This window comes from Neobacillus rhizosphaerae (genome assembly GCF_937468385.1).
Taxonomy (GTDB): Bacteria; Bacillota; Bacilli; order Bacillales; family Cytobacillaceae; genus Neobacillus; species Neobacillus rhizosphaerae.
In genome coordinates, this window is the sequence record NZ_CALBWS010000016.1 from 37340 (window position 1) to 58192 (window position 20853).

A 20853-nucleotide genomic window follows, 5' to 3' on the forward strand; every position below is an offset into this window, starting at 1 on the left:
GAGGTGAGGGAAGCACTCTAGTCGCTAGGGCGCTGGAGCTGGACAATTCTCAAAGTCGAAAATCTTATACTTTCATATTTTTTTAATAAAAAAAACTCGCCGTTTTTGAAATTGGCGAGTTTTCTTTTACAAGCATTCCGGACAACGTCCATAAATCTCGAATTTATGTCCGGAAATATCATATCCTTTTAAGTTTTCGCTTAATCCATTCATAGGGCATGTATCAATTTCTTTCGTTTTGCCACAGTCAAGACAGATAAAATGATGGTGATGTTGGTGTCTAGAACAAGTAAAGCGGAAGTGCTTTTCTCCTGATAACTCGGTCATTTCTAAAATTCCCATATTCACAAATAACGTCAAGTTTCGATAAATAGTATCAAAGCTCAAGCCCGGATATTCATCCTTTAACTGATCAAGGACTTCCTTTGCCGTTAAATATTTATCACTATCAGCAAATAGTTGAAGCATATCTTCACGTTTTCCTGTCTGTTTAAATCCATGTTCTTTTAAATATTGAATAGCCTCCTGTACGTTCACTTGGCTTCCCCCCCTATATCTACGTGTTTATTAATCATTATTTTTTTATAAAAGATTACCAACACTAATATTAGCACCGCTAGCATAACAATGGTTCCACCAGGAGCTAGGTCTAGATAATAGGCTGTGAAAAGCCCTCCAAGCACGGAAATTTCCCCAAAAAGGATGGATAAGAATATCGTCTGTTTAAAACCTTTAGCAATGCGAATACTTGCTGCAACTGGTAACGTCATTAACGAGGAAACCAAAAGGATCCCGACAATTCTCATCGAAGCCGCAATCACAAGCGCAACCATGATAATAAATATGAAATGAATGCTTTTCGCTGCAATTCCTGAGGCCTTCGCATGCTCTTCATCAAAGGAAAGTAAAAATAGCTCTTTATACAATGAAATAATCACGATAATGACTACGATACTAATGATAAAAATAACCCATAAATCGGCCCGGCTGACGGCGGATACACTTCCAAATAAATAACTGAATAAATCAGTATTAAATCCATTTGCCAGCGAAATAAAAATCACCCCTAGCCCAATGCCACTTGAAAGGATAATTGGAATCGCCAATTCTTGATAGTGTTTATAGACACCTCTTAGCTTTTCAATGAACAACGATCCGCCAACTGAAAAAACCATCCCTAAGTAAAGAGGATTTAGACCGGCCATCATCGGAAAATTATTTTCGATGAGTAGGCTTGCAGCAATACCTGCCAGTGTCACATGACTAAGGGCATCAGCAATCAAGGATAATCTTCGAACGACGATAAATACCCCAAGGAGCGGGGCAAGGATTCCAATCATTATCCCTGTTAGGAAAGCATTTTGTAAAAATTCATAATGAAAAAGTCCTTGAATCATTTTTAAACGCCTCCGTGCTCATGGTGATGGGCAAGCAAATGAACATCATGACCATAAAACTCAGAAACCCCTTCAGTTCTAAGCTGTTCAAATTCCTTTGTTTCACCGTGAAAATGCAAATGTTTATTTAAACAGGCAACATGTGAGACCCTATCCGATATCGTACCAATATCATGGGTAACCAATAGGAGGGCAATATTTCTGCTCTTATTTAATTCACCAAGCATTTGATAGAAAGAATTGACATTCTCGGCATCGACCCCAACAGTTGGTTCATCAAGGATAAGCAGCCGTGGTTCACTCACGAGGGCGCGGGCAATAAAAATCCTTTGCTGCTGTCCTCCTGAGAGTTCGCCAATATTTCTGTTACTATACCCTTTCATTCCGACAGCATCTAGAGCCTCGTTTACTTTTATTGCATGTTCTTTTTTAAAAAATGTAAACAGGCCTAATTTTTTTGTTAAACCACTTGCGACGACTTCAAAAACAGTAGCTGGAAAACCTGTATTAAAGGAATTAGCCTTTTGCGATACATATCCAACTTCCTGCCAATCCTTAAACTTAGTTATTTCCTGACCAAATAAAAGAATCTGCCCTTTTTGCAGCTTTAGCAAGCCTAATATTAACTTTAAAAGTGTTGATTTCCCTGACCCATTTGGGCCGACAATCGCCAAAAAAGAACCATAAGGAATAGTCATATTGATATTCTCAAGGACAGTATCTTTTTCATAGCGATAGGTTAGCTGTTTTATTTCAATAATTGATTGCATAGTCTTTATTCTCACCTTTAATTTTAAGAATCATTCCGATTTAACTTTAAGTAGTATACAATAGGCCCAACTGATTTGTAAAGGGTACAGCCTTGTTGCTTTAACAATAATCGATTGTCACACTCCTGTATCTTCTTCATACATTAACATGGAGGAGTGGTGAGAGTGAAAATTTTTGAAAACATCATTAATCATAAGATTAACACGATTACAGCTGAAGAATTATTAAAGTACGCCCATCAATTTAATATTGCCGTTAGCAGGCATCAGGCTAGAAAAATCGCCGAATACTTAAAAGGGAAAAATGTGAATATATTTGATGATGCAGAGCGTGCACGATTAGTAAAACAAATAGCCAAATCAGCCGGACCCGAGACGGCACGTGAAGTTAATAAATTATTTCTACAGTTTACAAAACAGTAAAAGCTGTGCACTAGGCACAGCTTTTTATTCCGATAATTATGCTTGGATAATTTTATCAAGTAAATCCGCGTCAAACTCCCTACTTTGAAGCATGGCTATTTCGAATTGATAGGGTGCTTTTTTATTATTTTTATCTTCACCTACATAGGGGGTTTCTAAAATTTTGGGCACATCAGCTAACTGTGGATGATGAACAATGTATTGGAGTGCCTGAAAACCGATATGACCAAACCCGATATTTTCATGTCTGTCCTTCCGCATACCCACTGCATTTTTGCTGTCATTAATATGGAGCACCTTTAATTTGTCGAGGCCAATGATTTTATCAAACTCATTTAATACACCGTCAAAATCTTCGATAAGGTTATAGCCAGCGTCATGGGTATGGCAGGTATCGAAACACACAGACAACCTATCACTATAGTTGACACCATCGATGATCATCGCGAGTTCCTCGAATGACTTACCACACTCAGAGCCTTTTCCTGCCATTGTTTCCAAAGCAATTTGAACCTGCTCCTTACCCGTTAATACTTCATTTAAACCCTCAATAATCTTCTTAATCCCCGCCTCTGTGCCTGCACCAACATGGGCCCCAGGGTGGAGGACAATTTGTTGTGCCCCAATCGCTTCTGTTCGTTCTATTTCACTGCGAAGGAACCTAACCCCCAATTCAAATGTGTCCGGATTGGTAGTATTGCCGATATTGATGATATAGGGCGCATGGACAACAATTTCGGAGATCCCGTTTGCCTCCATATGTCGTCTCCCTGCTTCAATATTTAGGTCTTCAATTTTCTTTCGTCTTGTATTTTGCGGTGCGCCCGTGTAGACCATAAACGTATTGGCGCCATATGATACCGCCTCTTCACTTGCGGCAAGCAGCATATTTTTCCCACTCATAGAAACATGTGAGCCAATTTTTAACATCCCTACCCTCTCCAATCCTTCCTTATTTCTTTCTCTGATCTATTTTTCTTTGACGTTTTTTAATTTTATCCATTTCCCATTGCATTTTCTTTTTATAGCCTGGTTTCACATTTTGCGGTTTCTTAATCATTGATTTGGCTTTTTTATCAGCCTCATCTTCTTTCCTCACGCGGGTCTTTCTTTTATTTCGATCATCCGCTTCGACAAAACCGTCTTTCTTTAGATCCACATAGTTAAATTGAATACCCATTTTTTCTAATCGATTTAATGCATCTTCATCGGAAAGTTCAAACACAGTAAGAGCAATCCCTGAATTTCCTGCTCGCGCTGTTCTTCCCACCCTGTGAATATAAAAATCTAAATCAGAAGGCAATTCATAGTTAATAACATGGCTGACTCCTTCAATATCAATCCCTCTGGAAGCTAGGTCAGTGGCAACAATATATTGGTATTCCAAATCCTGAATCTGTTTCATCATCTTTTTTCGTTCACGCGGGTTTAAATCACCATGAACGCGGCCAACCTTTAATCCTTTTCCAGTTAAAAAGCCGGCCACTTCTTCAGCCATTTTTTTGGTATTTGTAAAAACAATGGCCAAATATGGATTGTACTGAATGAGTGCATCATGAACAAGCTGCTTTTTATTACGATGCCTTGATGGCAGAAGATAATGCTGCAGGTTTTCAGCCGCTTTTATTTTTGAATCAATCTGAACCGTCTTTGGATTTTCCATATACTTTTTTAGAAATGGTTTTAATTTCTCAGGAATAGTTGCTGAAAAAACGAGCATCTGCAGGTTTACCGGCATTTTAGCAGCTACTTGATCCATATCTTCAATAAATCCCATATCGAGCATCATATCTGCTTCATCCACCACCAGGATACTCGATGTATGGATAAAAAGAGCCTTCTCAATCATTAGATCCTTAATTCTCCCCGGCGTTCCTACGACAATATGCGGCTGCACCTTCAATTTCTCAATTGTACGTTGCTTGTCCGTGCCCCCGACATAGCATCTTGTCCTGATAGGGTTTTCCGGGTTGCATTGTTCTGTAACTTTCAGGATTTGGTGATAAATTTGGGTTGCTAGTTCTCTGGTCGGTGCGGTAATAACAGCCTGAACTTCCTGTCGCTGTGGATTGATTTTTTCGAGGATGGGCAAAACATAGGCAAATGTTTTACCCGTCCCTGTTTGCGATTGACCGATGGCACTTTCTCCCTTTAAAACGACTGGAATCATCCGCTCCTGAATTTCCGTCGGCTCAAAAAAGCCAAATTTATTCATGGATTCTATAATAAAAGACTGAAACTTAAAACGCTCAAATTGGTTTACTTTCATATAATTGCTCCTTATTTTAAAAATTCTCTAGTGATTTTGACGTAGTTTTCTTCCCTCAGCATGAGCTTTCACTTTCTTTCCATCCTGTAATTATAGTAGAGTTTCTCTAAAATCACCAGTTAACATTTCTTTTATCCTCATCTTTTACCTTTCGTCCACTTTTTAAAAAGGTAAATTTAGTTTTTTCTATGTGTTTAATACCTAAACCAAATTAGGTTAATTGCATATTTTAATGTATGAAGGATATTGAAAGGAGTAGTTTGTATGCAGCCAAGACCAAGAATGCCCATGCAAGGCGGGATGGGCCAAGGTCTGTTTGGAGGAAGAGGTCCAATGATGGGACCAGGCGGGAATCCATTTGGCGGGAGGGGACCGATGATGGGGGCTCCACCCAATTTTATGGGTGGTAGGAATCCGATGATGGGGCAAATGATGGGACCCTCACAAATGAATAGGGGCGGTGGTGGTTTACTCTCGAAAATTCTCGGCAGAGGCGGCACCCAAGCTGGCGGTTCAGGTGGACTTTTGGGAATGCAAGGAGCGGGAAGAGCAGCAGGAGGCGGTCCAGGTGGTCTTTTGGGTATGCAAGGAGCGGGAAGAGCTGCAGGCGGCGGAGGCTTGCTCAAATCATTAAGTAATCCTGGAGGAATATCTGGCTTTCTGAACAATACACAGCAGGTATTAAAGACAGCACAGTCAATTGGACCGATGGTTCAACAGTACGGCCCTATGGTCAGAAATATCCCAGCCATTTGGAAATTATATAGAGGCTTCAAAAATGCCTCAAAAAGCACTGAAAATTCAGCAGATGAAACTAAAAAAGCAACAGAAGCATTTATCGATGAGTCGTCAAGCACTGAATCTAAAGAAAACAAGACTACCACTTTGGTAAAAACCAGCCGAAAAAAAGAGCAACAGCCCCGTTCTGAAAAAAGAAGTAAGCCTAGTTCCGAAAAAAGAAGTAAGCCTAGCTCCGAAAAAAGAAATCACCACCAAAGGGGAACTTCGAGACCTAAATTGTATATATAAATTGAGAATGCTGAAAAACAGCATTCTTTTTTACTTCCCAAAGCTTAAAAGGTAAAATGTATCTTTGTATTATATCTATTAGTTTTATATAATACATACATAGACTATTAAACAATGTCTTTTTAGGGGGACTTCCTATATGCAAATTATCAAAATCTCACCAAGAGGTTACTGTTATGGTGTTGTCGATGCAATGGTTATTGCCAGAAATGCCGCATTAGATAAATCACTGCCACGGCCAATCTACATTTTAGGGATGATTGTTCATAATAAACATGTTACTGATGCTTTCGAAGAGGAAGGAATTATTACCCTTGACGGGAAAAATCGGAAAGATATACTCGATAAAGTAGAAAAAGGTACTGTTATTTTTACTGCACATGGAATCTCCCCGGAGGTACGGCAGCTTGCGAAAAAGAAAGGTCTTGTAACGATTGATGCAACCTGTCCTGATGTTACAAGAACACATGACCTGATTGAGGAAAAAACGAAACATGGGTATCAAGTCATATACATTGGAAAAAAAGGACATCCAGAACCAGAGGGAGCCGTTGGTGTTGCTCCAGGTATGGTCCATCTTGTTGAAACTCCAAAGGATGTTCTAGCGTTAACATTGGATAGTGATAACCTTATTGTTACAAACCAAACAACCATGAGCCAATGGGACGTTTCCGATACGATGAAAAAAGTAAAGGAAAAATATCCCCATGTAGAAGTTTATAATGAAATTTGCCATGCAACTCAAATTCGTCAGGAAGCGGTTGCTGAACAGGCAACCGAAGCGGATGTGACTATTGTGGTTGGCGATCCGAAAAGTAACAATTCCAATCGATTAGCACAGGTTTCTGAGGAAATTGCCGGAACAAAGGCCTATCGTATTGCTGATATCACTGAATTAGAAATAGAATGGATTAAAGAGGCCAAAAATGTTGCAGTAACATCCGGAGCCTCCACCCCAACACCGATAACAAAAGAAGTGATTACGTTCCTTGAACAATTCGACCCAAATAATGAAGCTACCTGGGAACGCAGAAAAAAGGTCCAATTAAGCAGGATTCTACCACGGGTTAAAAAAGCTGAGGTTTAAAATTAGAAAGAACCGTGTCATTGACCGGTTCTTTTTGTTTGTCTATGTTAAAAAATCGCTTACAACCCTAAAGAAGTTTCACAAAACTCTATAAAAATTGAAACGGGTCAGTATTTACTTCGGAAGGAAAAATCTCTACTTCAAAGCCAGATTCTTGGCACATCCATTGTAGCTTCGCTGTCAGACCTTTTTTCATTACCTTTTCAACGTTATGACCGGGATCAATCATATTCAAGCCTTGCATCATGGCGTCATGGGCAGTGTGATAATAAATATCTCCTGTCACATATACATCTGCCCCTTTAAACTTGGCATTCATGAAATATTTATTGCCATCTCCACCTAATACAGCAACCTTTTTCACTATTGATGTTAAATCTCCGACCACGCGAACATTTTTGACTTCCAGTGCTGTTTTTACCTTTTCTGCAAATTCTCCAAGGGTCATTTCAGTAACTTTGCCGATTCTGCCAAGACCAAGAACTTCACCTTTATTTTCAACCGGATACACATCATATGCGACCTCTTCATATGGATGCGCTTTGAGCATCGCAGTTATGGTCTTCTTTAAAAGCGGTTCGGGCACAATTGTCTCAATCCTGACCTCATCCACTTCTTCTAACAGCCTGGGCTGGCCAACAAACGGGTTTGTATTATCACCAGGTAAGAACCTGCCTGTCCCCTCTGCCGTGAAGGAACAGTGGCTGTAACCGCCGATATAGCCTGCTCCTGCATCACCCAGCACCTTCCTAATTACTTCAGCGTGACTTTTAGGGACGAAAACGACAATTTTCTTTAGTGTTGTCTCAAAAGTAGGCACAAGCACCTCAGCATCTTCTAATCCTAATGCCTCTGCAAGCCAGTCATTTACTCCACCCTTTGCAACATCAAGGTTTGTATGGGCAGCATATACAGCGATATTATGCTTTAGTATCTTTTCAATCATTTTCCCTTGAACAGTATCAGTTAACAAATTTTTAAGTGGGCGATAAATGATGGGGTGATGGGCGATAATCAGCTGCACTTTTTTTTCGATGGCCTCGTCGATTACATTCTCGAGAACATCGAGGGCAATCATAATTCGCTCAACCTTTTGGTTTAAGCGGCCGATTTGTAAGCCTATCTTATCACCCTCCATCGCCAAACCCTTCGGTGAAAACTGTTCAAACAGCTGAATAACCTCATAACCATTAGGATTCTTCATTCTTCAAAGCCTCCTCTACTAATTTTATTTTTTCGCTTATTTCTTGCTTTTTTTCAATTGTCTCCACGGTTTCAGCTGCACCCTCAAGAGCAGCATATATGCGCTGCCAATTTATCTTCTCAGCTGTCCATTTCTTAATAAATATTTCGTCCTGTTTTTTTACAAGAAATGGTCCTAATAAGAGCCCAGTTTCCAGATCTGATTTATAAGATCTGTCAGGCACACCCTTTTCGCCAACCAAAACCTCATAAATCTTTCCGTCTTCTTCGATTATTTCTTCCGAGGTGAGCTCCCAGTTGTTATCCAAAAACCACTTCCGAATCGATATCGCACTGATATTTGGTTGTAAAATAAGACGATTGACTGAACCTAGCTTATCTTTTCCCCGTTCTAAAATATTTGTAATTAAGGCACCGCCCATACCGGCAATTGTCACACAATCAACCTCACCAGACTGAATAACGTCAAGACCGTCACCCAAACGAACAGAAATAATTTCTGATAATCCTTCTGATAAAACATTCCTTTCAGCCGATTGATATGGACCCGCAGCCACTTCACCAGCTACGGCAAATCGTATCTCCGCGTTCTTCACTAAGTAACAAGGTAAATAAGCATGATCGGAACCAATATCCGCCATTCTTGCTCCTTTGGGTACATATTTAGCAACCGTAGCCAATCGGACTGATAACTTATCTGTATTCAAAAAAACCACCACTTTTTAATTTATGTATTTAGATTCTTTTAAGTATAAAAAAAGTCCTTTACAGATGCAAAGGACCTTTCATGTAAAAGTTACTTAATTTTTGATACCCATTCTGCCATGGCATCCGCTTGTTCAGGTTTTACAAGGTTAGGTGGCATACCACCTTTTCCATGGGTAATTATATCCTTGATTTGGTCTTTTGTTATTTTACTTCCAATACCTTTTAACGCAGGACCCATTCCCCCTTGATACTGATCACCGTGGCAACCAATACAAGTAGATTTATAAATATCCTCTGGGTTGGATGAAGCTACTTCTGTTGTCTTACCGCCTTCCCCTTTATCCTTAGCGACTTCTTTCATATCTCCAAGGCCTTTGAAGGACAAGATAAAGACAAGAACAATTCCAAAAACCAGGATGAGAATGTAAGGAATAACCGGATTTTTTTTCATGATATAACCTCCCTATGTACGTAAATCTGTTAAATATAAAAACCGTCTACAAACAACTACTATTTTACTTGAAAAAGAACAGAAGGAAAAGCCCTAAACTTATTTTATCACTATAATCTTTGTAAAAAAGAACAAGAGGCGAAATATATATATTAACTTCAGCCTCTTGTTATCTTCCCCTTTTTAGTTATTTACAACCAATTAATCGTGAAATAACCATTCGTTGAACTTCAGACGTACCCTCGCCAATTTCAAGTAGTTTCGCATCACGCATCATTCTTTCAACGTGATATTCCTTCATATAGCCGTAACCTCCATGAATTTGCACGGCTTGATCCGTCACTTCCATACAAATTTCTGAAGCATATAGTTTACACATCGCAGCTTCTTTTGAAAATGGTCTTCCCTGGTCTTTTAACCATGCTGCCTTATATACCATATTTCGTGCTAATTCAATTTTCATCGCCATATCGGCAAGCTTAAATTGAATCGCTTGAAAGGAGGAAATCGATTTGCCAAACTGTTTCCGTTCCTTCGAGTAGGCAAGGGCCTTATCAAATGCTCCCTGAGCAATCCCTACTGCCATTGCGCCAATTCCAATACGTCCGCCATCAAGTGTAATTAAAAACTGCCTAAAGCCCTCTCCACGCTTCCCTAAGAGGTTTTCGACCGGGACTCGTACATCCTCTAACACAAGCTCTGTCGTATTAGAAGAATTCAAGCCCATTTTTTCATAGTTATCAATAACCGTAAAACCCGCCTCGTGAGTAGGGACGATTATAGCTGTAATCTCCTTTTCTCCCTCCTTCTCACCAGTTACAGCCGTTAACGCTAAATGGTTTGCGTAGCTAGCATTGGTAATAAAACACTTATTACCATTAATAATAAATTCACCGTTTTCTTCCTTGGCAGATGTTCTTGTTCCGCCTGCATCAGAACCAGCATTCGGTTCCGTCAAACCAAAAGCACCAAAAGATTCTCCTCTACAAATCGGAGTTAAATATTTTTGTTTTTGCTCCTCCGTTCCAAACAAATAGAGCGGTGCCCCTCCTAAGGAAATATGGGCTGAATAGGTAATACCTGTCGAACCGCAAGCTCTGCTTAATTCTTCGACTACAATAGCAAAACTGACAGTATCTGCACCACCACCACCATATTCTTCAGGAAAAGGAAGCCCCATAATCCCCATTTCTGCTAATTCCTTAAATATCTCTACAGGAAATCTTTTCGTTCTATCGCGTTCTATGGCACCAGGTGCAACTTCTTCGTCAGCAAACTGGCTGATCATGCGTTTAATCATTTCTTGTTCAGAAGTTAAATCAAAATTCATTTCCATCCCCCTCATGCACTTTGTATGCGCTTTCTCTATTATTATAAGAGTAATTATCTTATTTTCTCAACATTTAAAAATTTTTAAAAATAAAATATTATCTAAATATAATAAATGCAACAAAATAGCTTTTAGGATAAAGATAATTGAATGGGGATTTTAAACACTGCCTATAACATAGAAAATCTGTTAGTCAGTTTTCACAAAAATAAAAACCTTAATAATTTGCTAATATTTCCATAAGGCTATTTGCAAAATGAAAGACAATTCAGTAAAATAAACAGAAAGTGCTTCGACTAAGATAAAGGAAACATAATGAGCATTAGCGAACTGATGTTAACTTATCGTAGTGTGAAGCGTGAAGTTCACTAGCCGCTAGGCGCTCGATCTGAACAATTTCCAAAGCCTAAATGATATAAATTCTGGTAATAAAAAAAAATAGTTCACTCCTATTAAGAAGTAAACTATTTTTTCGCGATCTTTGTCTAGTTTGTCGCGCCTAGACAAGTTGCTTCCGCTTTTCTATTTATTCTAAAAAGTCTTTTAATCGTTTGCTACGGCTCGGGTGGCGTAATTTCCGCAGTGCCTTCGCTTCAATTTGACGAATACGTTCACGGGTTACACCAAAAACCTTACCTACCTCTTCAAGGGTACGAGTCCGGCCATCATCCAGTCCAAAACGGAGGCGAAGAACATTTTCTTCCCGATCTGTTAGCGTATCAAGGACATCTTCAAGCTGCTCTTTTAATAATTCATAGGCTGCGTGCTCTGAAGGCGAAGTAGCATCCTGGTCTTCAATAAAATCTCCAAGGTGTGAATCATCTTCTTCACCAATCGGTGTTTCAAGTGATACAGGCTCTTGGGCAATTTTTAGTATTTCCCTTACCTTATCTGGTGTTAAATCCATATCTTCACCAATTTCTTCAGGTGTAGGTTCACGTCCAAGATCCTGAAGTAACTGACGCTGGACACGAATCAATTTATTAATGGTCTCAACCATATGCACGGGAATACGAATCGTCCTAGCTTGGTCAGCAATCGCACGGGTAATCGCTTGACGAATCCACCACGTTGCGTAAGTACTAAACTTAAAGCCTTTTCGATAGTCAAATTTTTCAACGGCTTTAATCAGACCCATATTTCCTTCTTGAATCAAATCAAGAAACAACATTCCCCGACCCACATACCGTTTGGCAATACTAACAACAAGGCGTAGGTTTGCTTCAGCCAGACGTCGTTTAGCTTCTTCGTCGCCCTCTTCAATTCGATTAGCGAGTTTAATTTCTTCTTCAGCAGAAAGCAAATCAACCCGGCCAATTTCTTTTAAGTACATGCGAACAGGATCATTAATCTTAACTCCTGGAGGAACACTAAGATCATTTAAATCAAATTCCTCATCATCTTCTTTTGCTAATTTTTTAATATTTGGATCTTCCTCGTCACTTTCACCGACTAATTCGATTCCTTGATCACCAAGAAATTCTAAGAATTCATCCATTTGATCGGATTCTAATTCGAAATTTGCCATTTTTTCAGCAATATCATCATAGGCAAGGACGCCGGTCTTTTTACCCAGTGCCGTTAACTGGTCTTTCACTTGTTCAAAAGTTAATTCATTTTCAACCTCTTTTGAACGGGCTGATTTTTCAGCAGCCATATGGGCCCCTCCTTCCAGTATCAAAACAATAAAATGGAATCTATAGCGATTTACGTAATCGAATGATTTCAATTCCAATTGCTGCAGCTTTCGTAAAATCACTTTGACGCTCAGCTTCTTTTTGTTCCGCTTCTTTTTCTTTTATCATTAACAACTTTGGATAATTCAACACCTGTTTGATATAATCAGTTAATTCCTGATTGCTTAGCTCTTCATTTAATGACATCATTTCGATATTGGCAATCATTCTTCTAAGATTATCATCTTGAATATAGGTTAAAAACGCGCTTGAGTCTGGTTCTAAGTGATCTTCATAAAAACCTAACAGATATGTGATTATTGCCTGATGTTCATCAATATTAAACGAATTCCCTGCAAGCAAATCCTGAACCTTATAAGCAATCTCCCGATTTTTCAACATATGGGCAATTAAACACCGTTCAGCCGTATAATGAGCTGGCTTTAGCTTATTTGCTGGCTGAGTTAGTAAAATTGGCTTGTTTTTCGGTTCACTTTTACCCTTTGAAAGTCTCTTTTCAGCAAAGAAAATTTGCTTTTGCTGTTGGTTTAAAGCATCTAACGAAAGCGAAAATTCTGCTGCAAGCTGCCGCAAATAGTGATCTTTTTCAACAGCTTTAGTTAATTTGCTGATTTCTTTAATTATGACTTCGATATATGCAAGCCGTTCTCCTTCAATCTGAAGATTTTTTCCTCTTCGAAAGTAAAGAAATTTAAAGGCCATCCAGGTTAAACTTGCCCCTAACACTTCATTGCGGAATTTTTCAGGACCATTTTTCTTAATGTATTCATCCGGGTCCATTCCATCTGACATCATTGCGATCTTGATTTGAAAACCCGCATCATTAAGGTGATTTCCTGCCCTGAAAGCAGCTTCAATTCCCGCTTTGTCAGAATCATAGCAGATAGTTACGGATTGAGAGCTTTGCCTAAGTAGGGATATATGTTCATCTGTCAAGGATGTCCCCATTGTGGCAATACCATTCTCTACTCCAGACCGTTGTGCAGCTATACAATCGGCAAATCCCTCAAATAAAATAGCGTGCTGCATTTTTTTTATACTTGGTTTAGCCAAATGATAATTATATAAAATTTTGCTTTTATTAAAGATTGCTGTCTCAGGGCTATTTAAATATTTTGGCTCATCAAGCCCGAGTGATCTCCCTGAAAAAGCAATCGTATTGCCATGTCGGTCAAAAATCGGAAACATAATGCGATCCCGGAAGCGATCGAAATAAGTTCCATCCCTTTCACGCTTGATAATTAATCCGGCTTTTTCCATCCATTCAGGCAAAAAATCCCTTTTTGCAAGGAATTTATAAACAAAATCCCATGAATTTAAAGAGTAGCCAATTTGAAACTTATCAATTGATTCCCTAGTAAAGCCTCTCCCGAGTAAATACTCCAACGCATGCTGACCTTCTTTTGTATTTACCAGCAAGTGATGATAAAATTTCCGTAACAACTCATGAGCATCATACATGGCTTGAAGTTCTTTGGAAACTTTTTTCTCACCAAGTGCCGGAGACAAGTTAATTTCAAGGTCAATATTTACCTTTTCCGCTAGTTTAATGGCGGCTTCCTGGAATGTAATCCCCTCAAGCTCCATTAAAAAAGAAAAAACATTTCCACCAGCTCCGCAGCCAAAGCAATGGAAAATTTGTTTGTCGGGTGACACTGAAAATGATGGGGTACTTTCTCCATGGAAAGGACATAGTCCGAAGTAATTTCGCCCCTGTTTTTTCAGCTGAACATAATCACTGATTATCTCGACAATATCAACAGTCTGACGAATTTGATCAATCTTTTCTTCGGCAATACGGTCTGCCATGAAAACAACTCCAATTGTATTACAGGTATTCGGCAGAAACTAATTAAATTCCTGCAAATTTCGACAAAATTTTTGTTAATTCTACCGTAAATTAACTCAATCTTCGGATTGAAAAGGTTTTGGGCCTTTTCCATAAACTCCTCTTTTTCTTGCCTTCGCATTTAGGAAACGTAAGTCAAGGGCAGTTTGTATCGCTTTTTCCTCAAATACAACCCCCCTCGGGGATAAAACTTGAACACCCTTAAGCAGTATTGTGGATGCAAGTCCAATATCCTGTGTTATGGTAATATTTCCTTTACTTGCATGGTTCATAATAAACAGGTCGGCGGCTTCCTTTCCAGAATCAACATATTTCTAGGCTGCATATGTAGTCTTGTCTTTCACATGATGATCATAGGAAGCAACAAAAAGGAAAGGTGTGGAAAAATTGTAAGCAATTTCGACAATCTCCTCTTTAACCGGACATGAATCTGCATCGACAAAAATTGTCGGAATGCTTTTTACTTAAGTATTAATTCTACATCACTCCGCATATTCCTTCTTTAAGAAATAACTTTTATAAAAGGATTTATGTCGAATTTTTTTTAGGGGCTTGCCTTGACATCTAACAATAAATAGTTTATTCGTTCCCAAGCAACTCTAAACCTAAAAAGATATATTTTTATCACAATTTTTTATTATAGTATATTCAATATCATTTTGCCATAATTTTTTCTTATAATTTTTCTTTTTCTTTTGTTTAAAAAACACATAATCAACAGATTATGTGTTAGGGTCTACCTTTTTGAATATAATTTAGAATGACATTTGCTGTTTCTTCAACAGCTTTATTGGTCACATCAATAACTGGACATTTAATTTTGTTCATTACATTTTCGAAGAAGGTTAATTCCTCTTTAATTCGCTCAATATTCGCATAACTCGCCTGATCATTTAAACCTAATGAGATTAATCGTTCCCGTCTAATATTATTTAGCTTTTCCGGGCTAATTTTTAACCCAAAGCACTTTTCAATTGGAACTTTATAAAGTTCTTCCGGTGGGTCAACCTCTGGAACGAGCGGGACATTCGCCACTTTTAGGCGCTTATGGGCCAAGTATTGTGATAATGGCGTTTTGGAGGTTCTGGACACCCCAATCAAAACAATATCTGCTTTTAATATTCCCCTTGGGTCGCGGCCATCATCATATTTGACAGCAAATTCGATGGCTTCCACCTTTTTAAAGTAATCCTCATCGAGTTTTCTGACAAGTCCTGGTTCACATAATGGTGCCTTACCAGTGAAAACCTGGATTTGATCCATGATTGGACCCATTAAATCAACAGCGATAATCGCTTCTTGTTCCGCTTTTTGCTTTATATATGTACGCATTTCTGGTTTAACAAGTGTAAAGGCAATCATTCCCTTATCAAGAGACACAAGCGATAATACTTCATCAATATGTTCATTATCTTCTACATACGGAAACCTTTTTAACGTCATACCAACACCATTAAACTGGCTTATCGCCGCTTTTGTAACTAATTCAGCAGTTTCACCTACAGAATCAGAAACAACATAAATAATTGGCAAATTCATTCTTCCTCAACAGCTCCTCTTATATTGTTTTACTCGTCGCTTAACGAAACAAACGCTTTAATGATGTTTGTTTTTGTTACTCTGCCAATTACCTCGTAACCTTTTTCTGATTTTTTTACCACCGGTAGGGCATCTATTTGCTTTTCAATCAATTTTTTAGCGACCTCAATTAATAAATCATCTCGTTCACACATGGTAATATTGGGCATCCTTGTCATAATAATATGTACAGGGATACTTGTAAGTTCCTGTTTTCCAATGCTAGCTCTAAGCAAATCCTTTCTTGAAAGAACGCCAACTAGAATAGAGTTTGGGTCAACTACAAATAATGTACCAACATCTTCAAGGAACATCGTGCAAATGGCATCGTAAACTGATACATTTTCACTCACCACTACAGGGATAGACTGATAATCCTTGACATAAATCTTCTGCAGATTTTCCGTCAGTAGTTGTGTACCTGATTTCCCTGAATAAAAATAGCCGACACGCGGTCTGGCATCTAAAAAGCCAGCCATCGTTAAGATAGCAAGATCCGGCCTTAATGTAGCTCTAGTCAAGCTAAGTTGGTCAGCAATTTGTTCACCCGTTATCGGTCCATTGTCTTTAACGATTTGCAATATATGTTCTTGGCGTTTAGTCAGTTCGATTGTCCTCACCACCTTGAGATTTCTCTATGTTTTTATTAAATGACATACTTTAATAGGAATATTATATCCTAATTTTATTTTATTTGAAATGGATTCGCAGTCTATACTACAGAAAAGGTGCGGTAGAAAACCGCACCTTTTCATTAAAACATTATCTTTTCCTGCAAAAAGCTGACAAGTTCAGCAATCGGTATACGTTTTTGTTCCATAGTATCCCGGTCTCTGACTGTAACCATGTTGTCTTCTTTTGAATCAAAATCATAAGTAATACAGTATGGTGTACCAATTTCATCATGGCGACGATATCGTTTACCGATGGAACCGGCTTCGTCATAATCCACCGTGAAGTGCTTAGATAAAGCGGTAAATACTTCTCTTGCTTCTTCTGACAGCTTCTTCGATAAAGGAAGAATTGCTGCTTTGAATGGCGCTAACGCCGGGTGGAAATGCATAACCGTCCTAGAAGTTCCATCTTCAAGTTGCTCTTCTTCATAGGCATCAATCAAGAATGCAAGCGTTACCCGGTCCGCACCCAGTGATGGTTCAATACAGTATGGGACATATTTCTCATTCGTTTCCGGATCAAGATAATGGAAGTCCTCACCGGAATACTCCATATGCTGCTTCAAATCATAGTCCGTTCTTGAAGCAACTCCCCATAATTCTCCCCACCCAAACGGGAATTTAAATTCAAAATCAGTTGTCGCATTGCTGTAGTGAGAAAGTTCATCTTCAGAATGGTCGCGCAGTCTTAAATTTTCTTCAGTAAGACCTAATGCCAGTAACCATCCTTTGGCAAATTGCTTCCAATAATCGAACCATTTTAATTCTTCACCTGGTTTGCAGAAAAATTCAAGCTCCATTTGTTCAAACTCTCTTGTACGGAAGGTAAAATTACCAGGGGTAATTTCATTGCGGAAACTCTTTCCGATTTGTGCAATACCAAATGGCAATTTCTTTCTCATTGTGCGCTGAACATTTTTAAAGTTTACAAAAATACCTTGAGCAGTCTCAGGGCGAAGGAAGATTTCATTTGTGCTTGATTCGGTAACTCCCTGAAAGGTTTTAAACATTAAATTGAACTGGCGGATGCCGGTAAAATCATGGCTACCACAGTCAGGGCAAGCGATGTTATGCTCTTTAACCAACTCTTCCATTTTTTCAAACGGTAAGCCATCTACGACCATTTCAATGCCTTTTTCATCTAGCGCATTTTCAATTAATTTATCTGCCCGATGTCGTGCTTTACAATTTTTACAGTCGATCATCGGGTCATTAAAGTTGCCAATATGTCCAGATGCTTCCCAAGTGCGGGGATTCATCAGGATACTGGCGTCAAGACCAACATTATAAGGAGACTCCTGTACGAATTTTCTCCACCATGCCTGTTTTATATTGTTTTTAAATTCAACGCCTAGCGGACCGTAATCCCAAGTGTTGGCAAGACCACCGTAAATCTCTGATCCTGGAAAAATAAATCCTCTATGCTTAGCATGTGATACAATTTGCTCCATCGATACCTTCATTGTTTTTCGCTCCTTCTTTTTAATTGTCTAGCTACAGTGCCTAGCCCTCGAGGTCGCTTCCGCTTTTCTAAAAAATAAAAAACTCCCGTCCCTATGCTATTGAAGCATAGGGACGAGAGTTACCCGCGGTTCCACCCTATTTGCTGCTATGAAAGCAGCCTCTTTAATTTGTGTTTACTAACACTTATTTGCTCAGGAACGCCTTCCTTAGTACCCTATACCCTAGCTCACACCATCCTAGGTTCGCTTTTTATAGAAATAACTAAATACTCTTTTCCATCACTGCAATTATGATATTAAACAGAATTTTAACCAAAACTCCAACCATTGTCAACAAGGCAATTATAAGAGATTGCGAAAATGGTCCATGGAGTTAAGAAACTTCTTAGTTTTAAGGTAAAGACCGGAATATTCTTCATAGTAGGCAGTGATCACATTTTTTAATTCAGTTTTTGTTTCCTCTTTAACAGTAATATTGCCTAACCTTGAAAGATCAAAAAAATAAAATAGCCGTAATAATTTTACAGTAGCTGGTGATAATTTAAAATGGTACGGATCTTTATCTAGACATCGATGGCAAATAAACCCGCCTTCTCGAATCGAAAAAGAAAAATGCCCGTCTGTACTGCCACAAACGGAACACTGATTTAAAATTGGATACAATCCCATCACATTTAACATCTTCATCTCATATATATTCATGAGGATGTCTGGTTCATAGCCTTCATTCATGTAATTCAATGTTTGAAAAAGCAATTCAAAATGGAAAGGGTTTGGCTTTTTTTCTTCCGTAACTTTATCGGTTAATTCCGCAATATAACTGGCATAGGCAGTTAAAAATATGTCTTCACCGATTGATCTCATAGAGGAAATGATTTCACCCTGCTGCAGACTTCCTAATCCTGACCCACGTTGAATGAGAAAATATCCGTGTGTAAAAAGTTGGGAAATCGAGGAGAGACGGCTGTTTGGCTTTTTAGCTCCCCTTGCCATTACACCAATCTTTCCCCATTCCCTTGTATATATGGTCACAATTTTATTGGTTTCACCATAATCTGTAGTTCTAATGACGATGCCTTCACACTTTTGAAGCATTAAAAGTCACCTTCTAAGTAGCGCAAAGACAAACTTATGAAACGGGAAAATCGATGTTTGCTAGCTCTTCATTCAGATTTCCGGGTATTTCTTGGTTTTCCTTCTCCATCTCTTTGAAGAGAAGATATGTGTCAATATTACCTGTTTGAAGGAATACTTTCCACGTAAAATCCATCAACGAAAACCCCACCTTTCAATATTTAGACTAGCCTTATAACTATCCCAAACCTTACAATTATCATAGCCTGCCAGCGCAAAAATCATAAGACGAAAAATTTGTTAATGTTGTCCATGCATAATCTTGTCAATTAGGTAATATTTTAATTAGGGTTATTAGTTAGTATTCATCCTCATTGAAGCCATAATCACGAAGCTGGGACATCTTATTTCGCCAGTCCTTTTGAACCTTAACCCAAAGCTCTAAAAACACCTTTGACCCTAGTAGATTTTCAATATCCACCCGGGCACGCTTTCCAATTTCTTTTAGCATACTTCCTTGTTTTCCAATAACAATTCCTTTTTGAGAATCTCTTTCCACAATCACAGTGGCCATGACATGAATGATATCTTTACCCTGTTGCCGCTCCATTTTGTCTAGGACAACAGCCAATGAATGAGGAATTTCTTCTCTCGTTAAGTGCAGTGCCTTTTCCCTTATCAGCTCGGTAATGATAAATCGTTCCGGATGATCGGTAACTTGGTCGGCAGGATAATATTGTGGACCCTCAGGTAAAAACATTTTTATTTGGTCTAAGAGGCGTTCCACATTATTTCCATCAAGAGCAGAAATAGGGACTATTTCTTTAAAGGCGTATTTTTCTTTATAGGATTCAATAATTGGTAGCAAATCATCCGGATGAATTTGGTCAATTTTATTAATCACTAGAAAGATTGGAGTGTTTACTGTTTGGAATTTTTCAAGAATAAATTCTTCCCCACGTCCAAATCCCTCTTCTGCATTTACCATAAATAAAATCAAATCAACTTCTTTAAGGGTATTTTGTGCAACCTTCATCATAAAGTCGCCCAATTTGTGTTTTGGTTTATGAATACCTGGTGTATCAATAAAAACCATTTGTGAATCATTCAGAGTTAATACCCCTTGAATTTTATTGCGGGTGGTTTGAGGTTTATCACTCATAATGGCGATTTTCTGACCAATTACACGGTTAAGGAAAGTAGACTTCCCAACATTTGGTCTGCCAATAATAGAGATAAATCCTGACTTGTATTCGGTTTCACTCCTATTATTCAGCATGTAGGTCCTCCGGTGTAAAAGCCCCTGGTAATAAATTTTCAACTGTGGTTTCAAGAATATCACCTTTTAGGTTGGTTAAAACCACCTTCATGTCTTTGGAGCATAATTCAGATATAACTTGCCGGCATGCACCACATGGAGAGCAGGGCCGGTCTGTATCAGCAACAACAGCTAATAGTGCGAAATCCCGATCGCCTTCCGAATAGGCTTTAAATAAGGCAGTACGTTCGGCACAGTTACACATACTATAAGCGGCATTTTCTATATTACAGCCATGATATACTTTGCCATCCGTTGTTAACAATGCTGCTCCTACTCCAAACTTCGAATAGGGAACATAGGCTTTTTCTCTTGCCTTTTTTGCTTCTTCAATTAATTGTTCAATGTGCACTAGTCTTCTTCCCTTCCAGCAGAAATCTGCTGTTCCTTTATTTTACATCAAAAATCCGAGAAAATCATTACTTGCAACAAAAAAGTAATATAAAATTTAAAATAATTAGAATTTTCCCACAAATCAACTTGGCTTTTTTATAGCAAGCTGATAAATTATTTTACCGAATTTACCATTCGAT

General features: G+C 38.6%; 22 protein-coding genes and 1 other annotated feature. Of the genes, 3 read left to right on the top strand and 19 right to left on the bottom strand.

The features are described 5' to 3' along the window. Positions 1-126: 126 nt before the first annotated feature. Genes M5A78_RS12980 through M5A78_RS12990 form a run of 3 tightly spaced genes read right to left on the bottom strand, consistent with a single transcriptional unit; the run spans position 127 to position 2167 of the window. Complete coding sequence (locus M5A78_RS12980) at positions 127-537, bottom strand: Fur family transcriptional regulator (RefSeq protein WP_248735691.1); 411 nt, start codon at positions 535-537, stop codon at positions 127-129. Beyond that, positions 534-1397, bottom strand: coding sequence for a metal ABC transporter permease (locus tag M5A78_RS12985; protein ID WP_248735692.1), 864 nt, complete (start codon positions 1395-1397; stop codon positions 534-536). The genes M5A78_RS12980 and M5A78_RS12985 overlap by 4 nt, the downstream gene beginning before the upstream one ends. Positions 1398-1399: 2 nt before the next feature. Beyond that, entirely contained in the window at positions 1400-2167 is a 768-nt protein-coding gene (locus M5A78_RS12990; protein ID WP_248735693.1) for a metal ABC transporter ATP-binding protein, read from the bottom strand. 165 nt (positions 2168-2332) lie between these two features. Here M5A78_RS12990 and M5A78_RS12995 point away from each other — a divergent pair, with 165 nt between their 5' ends. Then, positions 2333-2590 carry a DUF2624 domain-containing protein gene (locus tag M5A78_RS12995; RefSeq protein ID WP_248735694.1) on the top strand — a complete coding sequence of 86 codons (258 nt, stop codon included), beginning with the start codon at positions 2333-2335 and terminating at the stop codon, positions 2588-2590. Positions 2591-2626: 36 nt separating this feature from the next. Here M5A78_RS12995 and M5A78_RS13000 read toward each other — a convergent pair whose 3' ends face one another. Next, entirely contained in the window at positions 2627-3520 is an 894-nt protein-coding gene (locus M5A78_RS13000; protein ID WP_248735695.1) for a deoxyribonuclease IV, read from the bottom strand. Positions 3521-3542: 22 nt separating this feature from the next. After that, positions 3543-4859, bottom strand: coding sequence for a DEAD/DEAH box helicase (locus M5A78_RS13005; RefSeq protein ID WP_248735696.1), 1317 nt, complete (start codon positions 4857-4859; stop codon positions 3543-3545). Between the two features lie 264 nt (positions 4860-5123). On the opposite strand from M5A78_RS13005, the gene M5A78_RS13010 reads away from it, so the two are divergent. Both M5A78_RS13010 and M5A78_RS13015 read left to right on the top strand, forming a co-directional pair. After that, the gene (locus M5A78_RS13010) at positions 5124-5888 is read left to right on the top strand and encodes a YqfQ family protein (protein WP_248735697.1); all 765 of its coding nucleotides are present in this window, start codon (positions 5124-5126) and stop codon (positions 5886-5888) included. A 139-nt stretch (positions 5889-6027) separates the two neighbouring features. Continuing rightward, complete coding sequence (locus M5A78_RS13015) at positions 6028-6975, top strand: 4-hydroxy-3-methylbut-2-enyl diphosphate reductase (protein ID WP_248735698.1); 948 nt, start codon at positions 6028-6030, stop codon at positions 6973-6975. Between the two features lie 88 nt (positions 6976-7063). Here the strand turns inward: M5A78_RS13015 and M5A78_RS13020 are convergent, their stop codons facing one another. The 14 genes from M5A78_RS13020 to M5A78_RS13085 form a co-directional block, all read right to left on the bottom strand. Beyond that, positions 7064-8179: a Nif3-like dinuclear metal center hexameric protein gene (locus M5A78_RS13020; protein ID WP_248735699.1), complete on the bottom strand. Its 1116-nt coding sequence runs from the start codon at positions 8177-8179 to the stop codon at positions 7064-7066. Beyond that, entirely contained in the window at positions 8166-8885 is a 720-nt protein-coding gene (locus tag M5A78_RS13025; protein WP_248735700.1) for a tRNA (adenine(22)-N(1))-methyltransferase, read from the bottom strand. Before M5A78_RS13025 ends, M5A78_RS13020 begins: the two co-directional genes overlap by 14 nt. 89 nt (positions 8886-8974) lie before the next feature. Beyond that, positions 8975-9337: a cytochrome c550 gene (gene cccA / locus M5A78_RS13030; protein ID WP_248735701.1), complete on the bottom strand. Its 363-nt coding sequence runs from the start codon at positions 9335-9337 to the stop codon at positions 8975-8977. A 187-nt stretch (positions 9338-9524) separates the two neighbouring features. Beyond that, on the bottom strand, positions 9525-10667 hold the full coding sequence (locus M5A78_RS13035) for an acyl-CoA dehydrogenase family protein (protein ID WP_248735702.1): 1143 nt from the start codon (positions 10665-10667) through the stop codon (positions 9525-9527). A gap of 526 nt (positions 10668-11193) precedes the next feature. After that, positions 11194-12324: an RNA polymerase sigma factor RpoD gene (rpoD, locus tag M5A78_RS13040; protein ID WP_248735703.1), complete on the bottom strand. Its 1131-nt coding sequence runs from the start codon at positions 12322-12324 to the stop codon at positions 11194-11196. A 40-nt stretch (positions 12325-12364) separates the two neighbouring features. After that, positions 12365-14173: a DNA primase gene (gene dnaG, locus M5A78_RS13045; protein ID WP_248735704.1), complete on the bottom strand. Its 1809-nt coding sequence runs from the start codon at positions 14171-14173 to the stop codon at positions 12365-12367. A 96-nt stretch (positions 14174-14269) separates the two neighbouring features. Then, on the bottom strand, positions 14270-14485 hold the full coding sequence (locus tag M5A78_RS24810) for a DUF188 domain-containing protein (protein WP_319942290.1): 216 nt from the start codon (positions 14483-14485) through the stop codon (positions 14270-14272). 457 nt (positions 14486-14942) lie between these two features. Further along, entirely contained in the window at positions 14943-15752 is an 810-nt protein-coding gene (locus M5A78_RS13055) for a pyruvate, water dikinase regulatory protein (RefSeq protein ID WP_248735705.1), read from the bottom strand. Between the two features lie 29 nt (positions 15753-15781). Then, positions 15782-16414 carry a helix-turn-helix transcriptional regulator gene (locus M5A78_RS13060; RefSeq protein ID WP_319942291.1) on the bottom strand — a complete coding sequence of 211 codons (633 nt, stop codon included), beginning with the start codon at positions 16412-16414 and terminating at the stop codon, positions 15782-15784. 131 nt (positions 16415-16545) lie between these two features. Continuing rightward, the gene (locus tag M5A78_RS13065) at positions 16546-17928 is read right to left on the bottom strand and encodes a glycine--tRNA ligase (RefSeq protein WP_248735706.1); all 1383 of its coding nucleotides are present in this window, start codon (positions 17926-17928) and stop codon (positions 16546-16548) included. 105 nt (positions 17929-18033) lie between these two features. Continuing rightward, positions 18034-18220: a binding site (T-box leader), on the bottom strand. Positions 18221-18270: 50 nt separating this feature from the next. Beyond that, positions 18271-19023, bottom strand: coding sequence for a DNA repair protein RecO (gene recO / locus M5A78_RS13070; protein WP_248735707.1), 753 nt, complete (start codon positions 19021-19023; stop codon positions 18271-18273). Positions 19024-19057: 34 nt separating this feature from the next. Continuing rightward, positions 19058-19201, bottom strand: a complete 144-nt coding sequence (locus tag M5A78_RS13075) for a YqzL family protein (RefSeq protein WP_248735708.1) — start codon at positions 19199-19201, stop codon at positions 19058-19060. Positions 19202-19360: 159 nt separating this feature from the next. Next, the gene (gene era, locus M5A78_RS13080) at positions 19361-20281 is read right to left on the bottom strand and encodes a GTPase Era (RefSeq protein WP_248735709.1); all 921 of its coding nucleotides are present in this window, start codon (positions 20279-20281) and stop codon (positions 19361-19363) included. Further along, positions 20271-20672 carry a cytidine deaminase gene (locus M5A78_RS13085; protein WP_248735710.1) on the bottom strand — a complete coding sequence of 134 codons (402 nt, stop codon included), beginning with the start codon at positions 20670-20672 and terminating at the stop codon, positions 20271-20273. The genes era and M5A78_RS13085 overlap by 11 nt, the downstream gene beginning before the upstream one ends. Positions 20673-20853 lie beyond the last annotated feature (181 nt).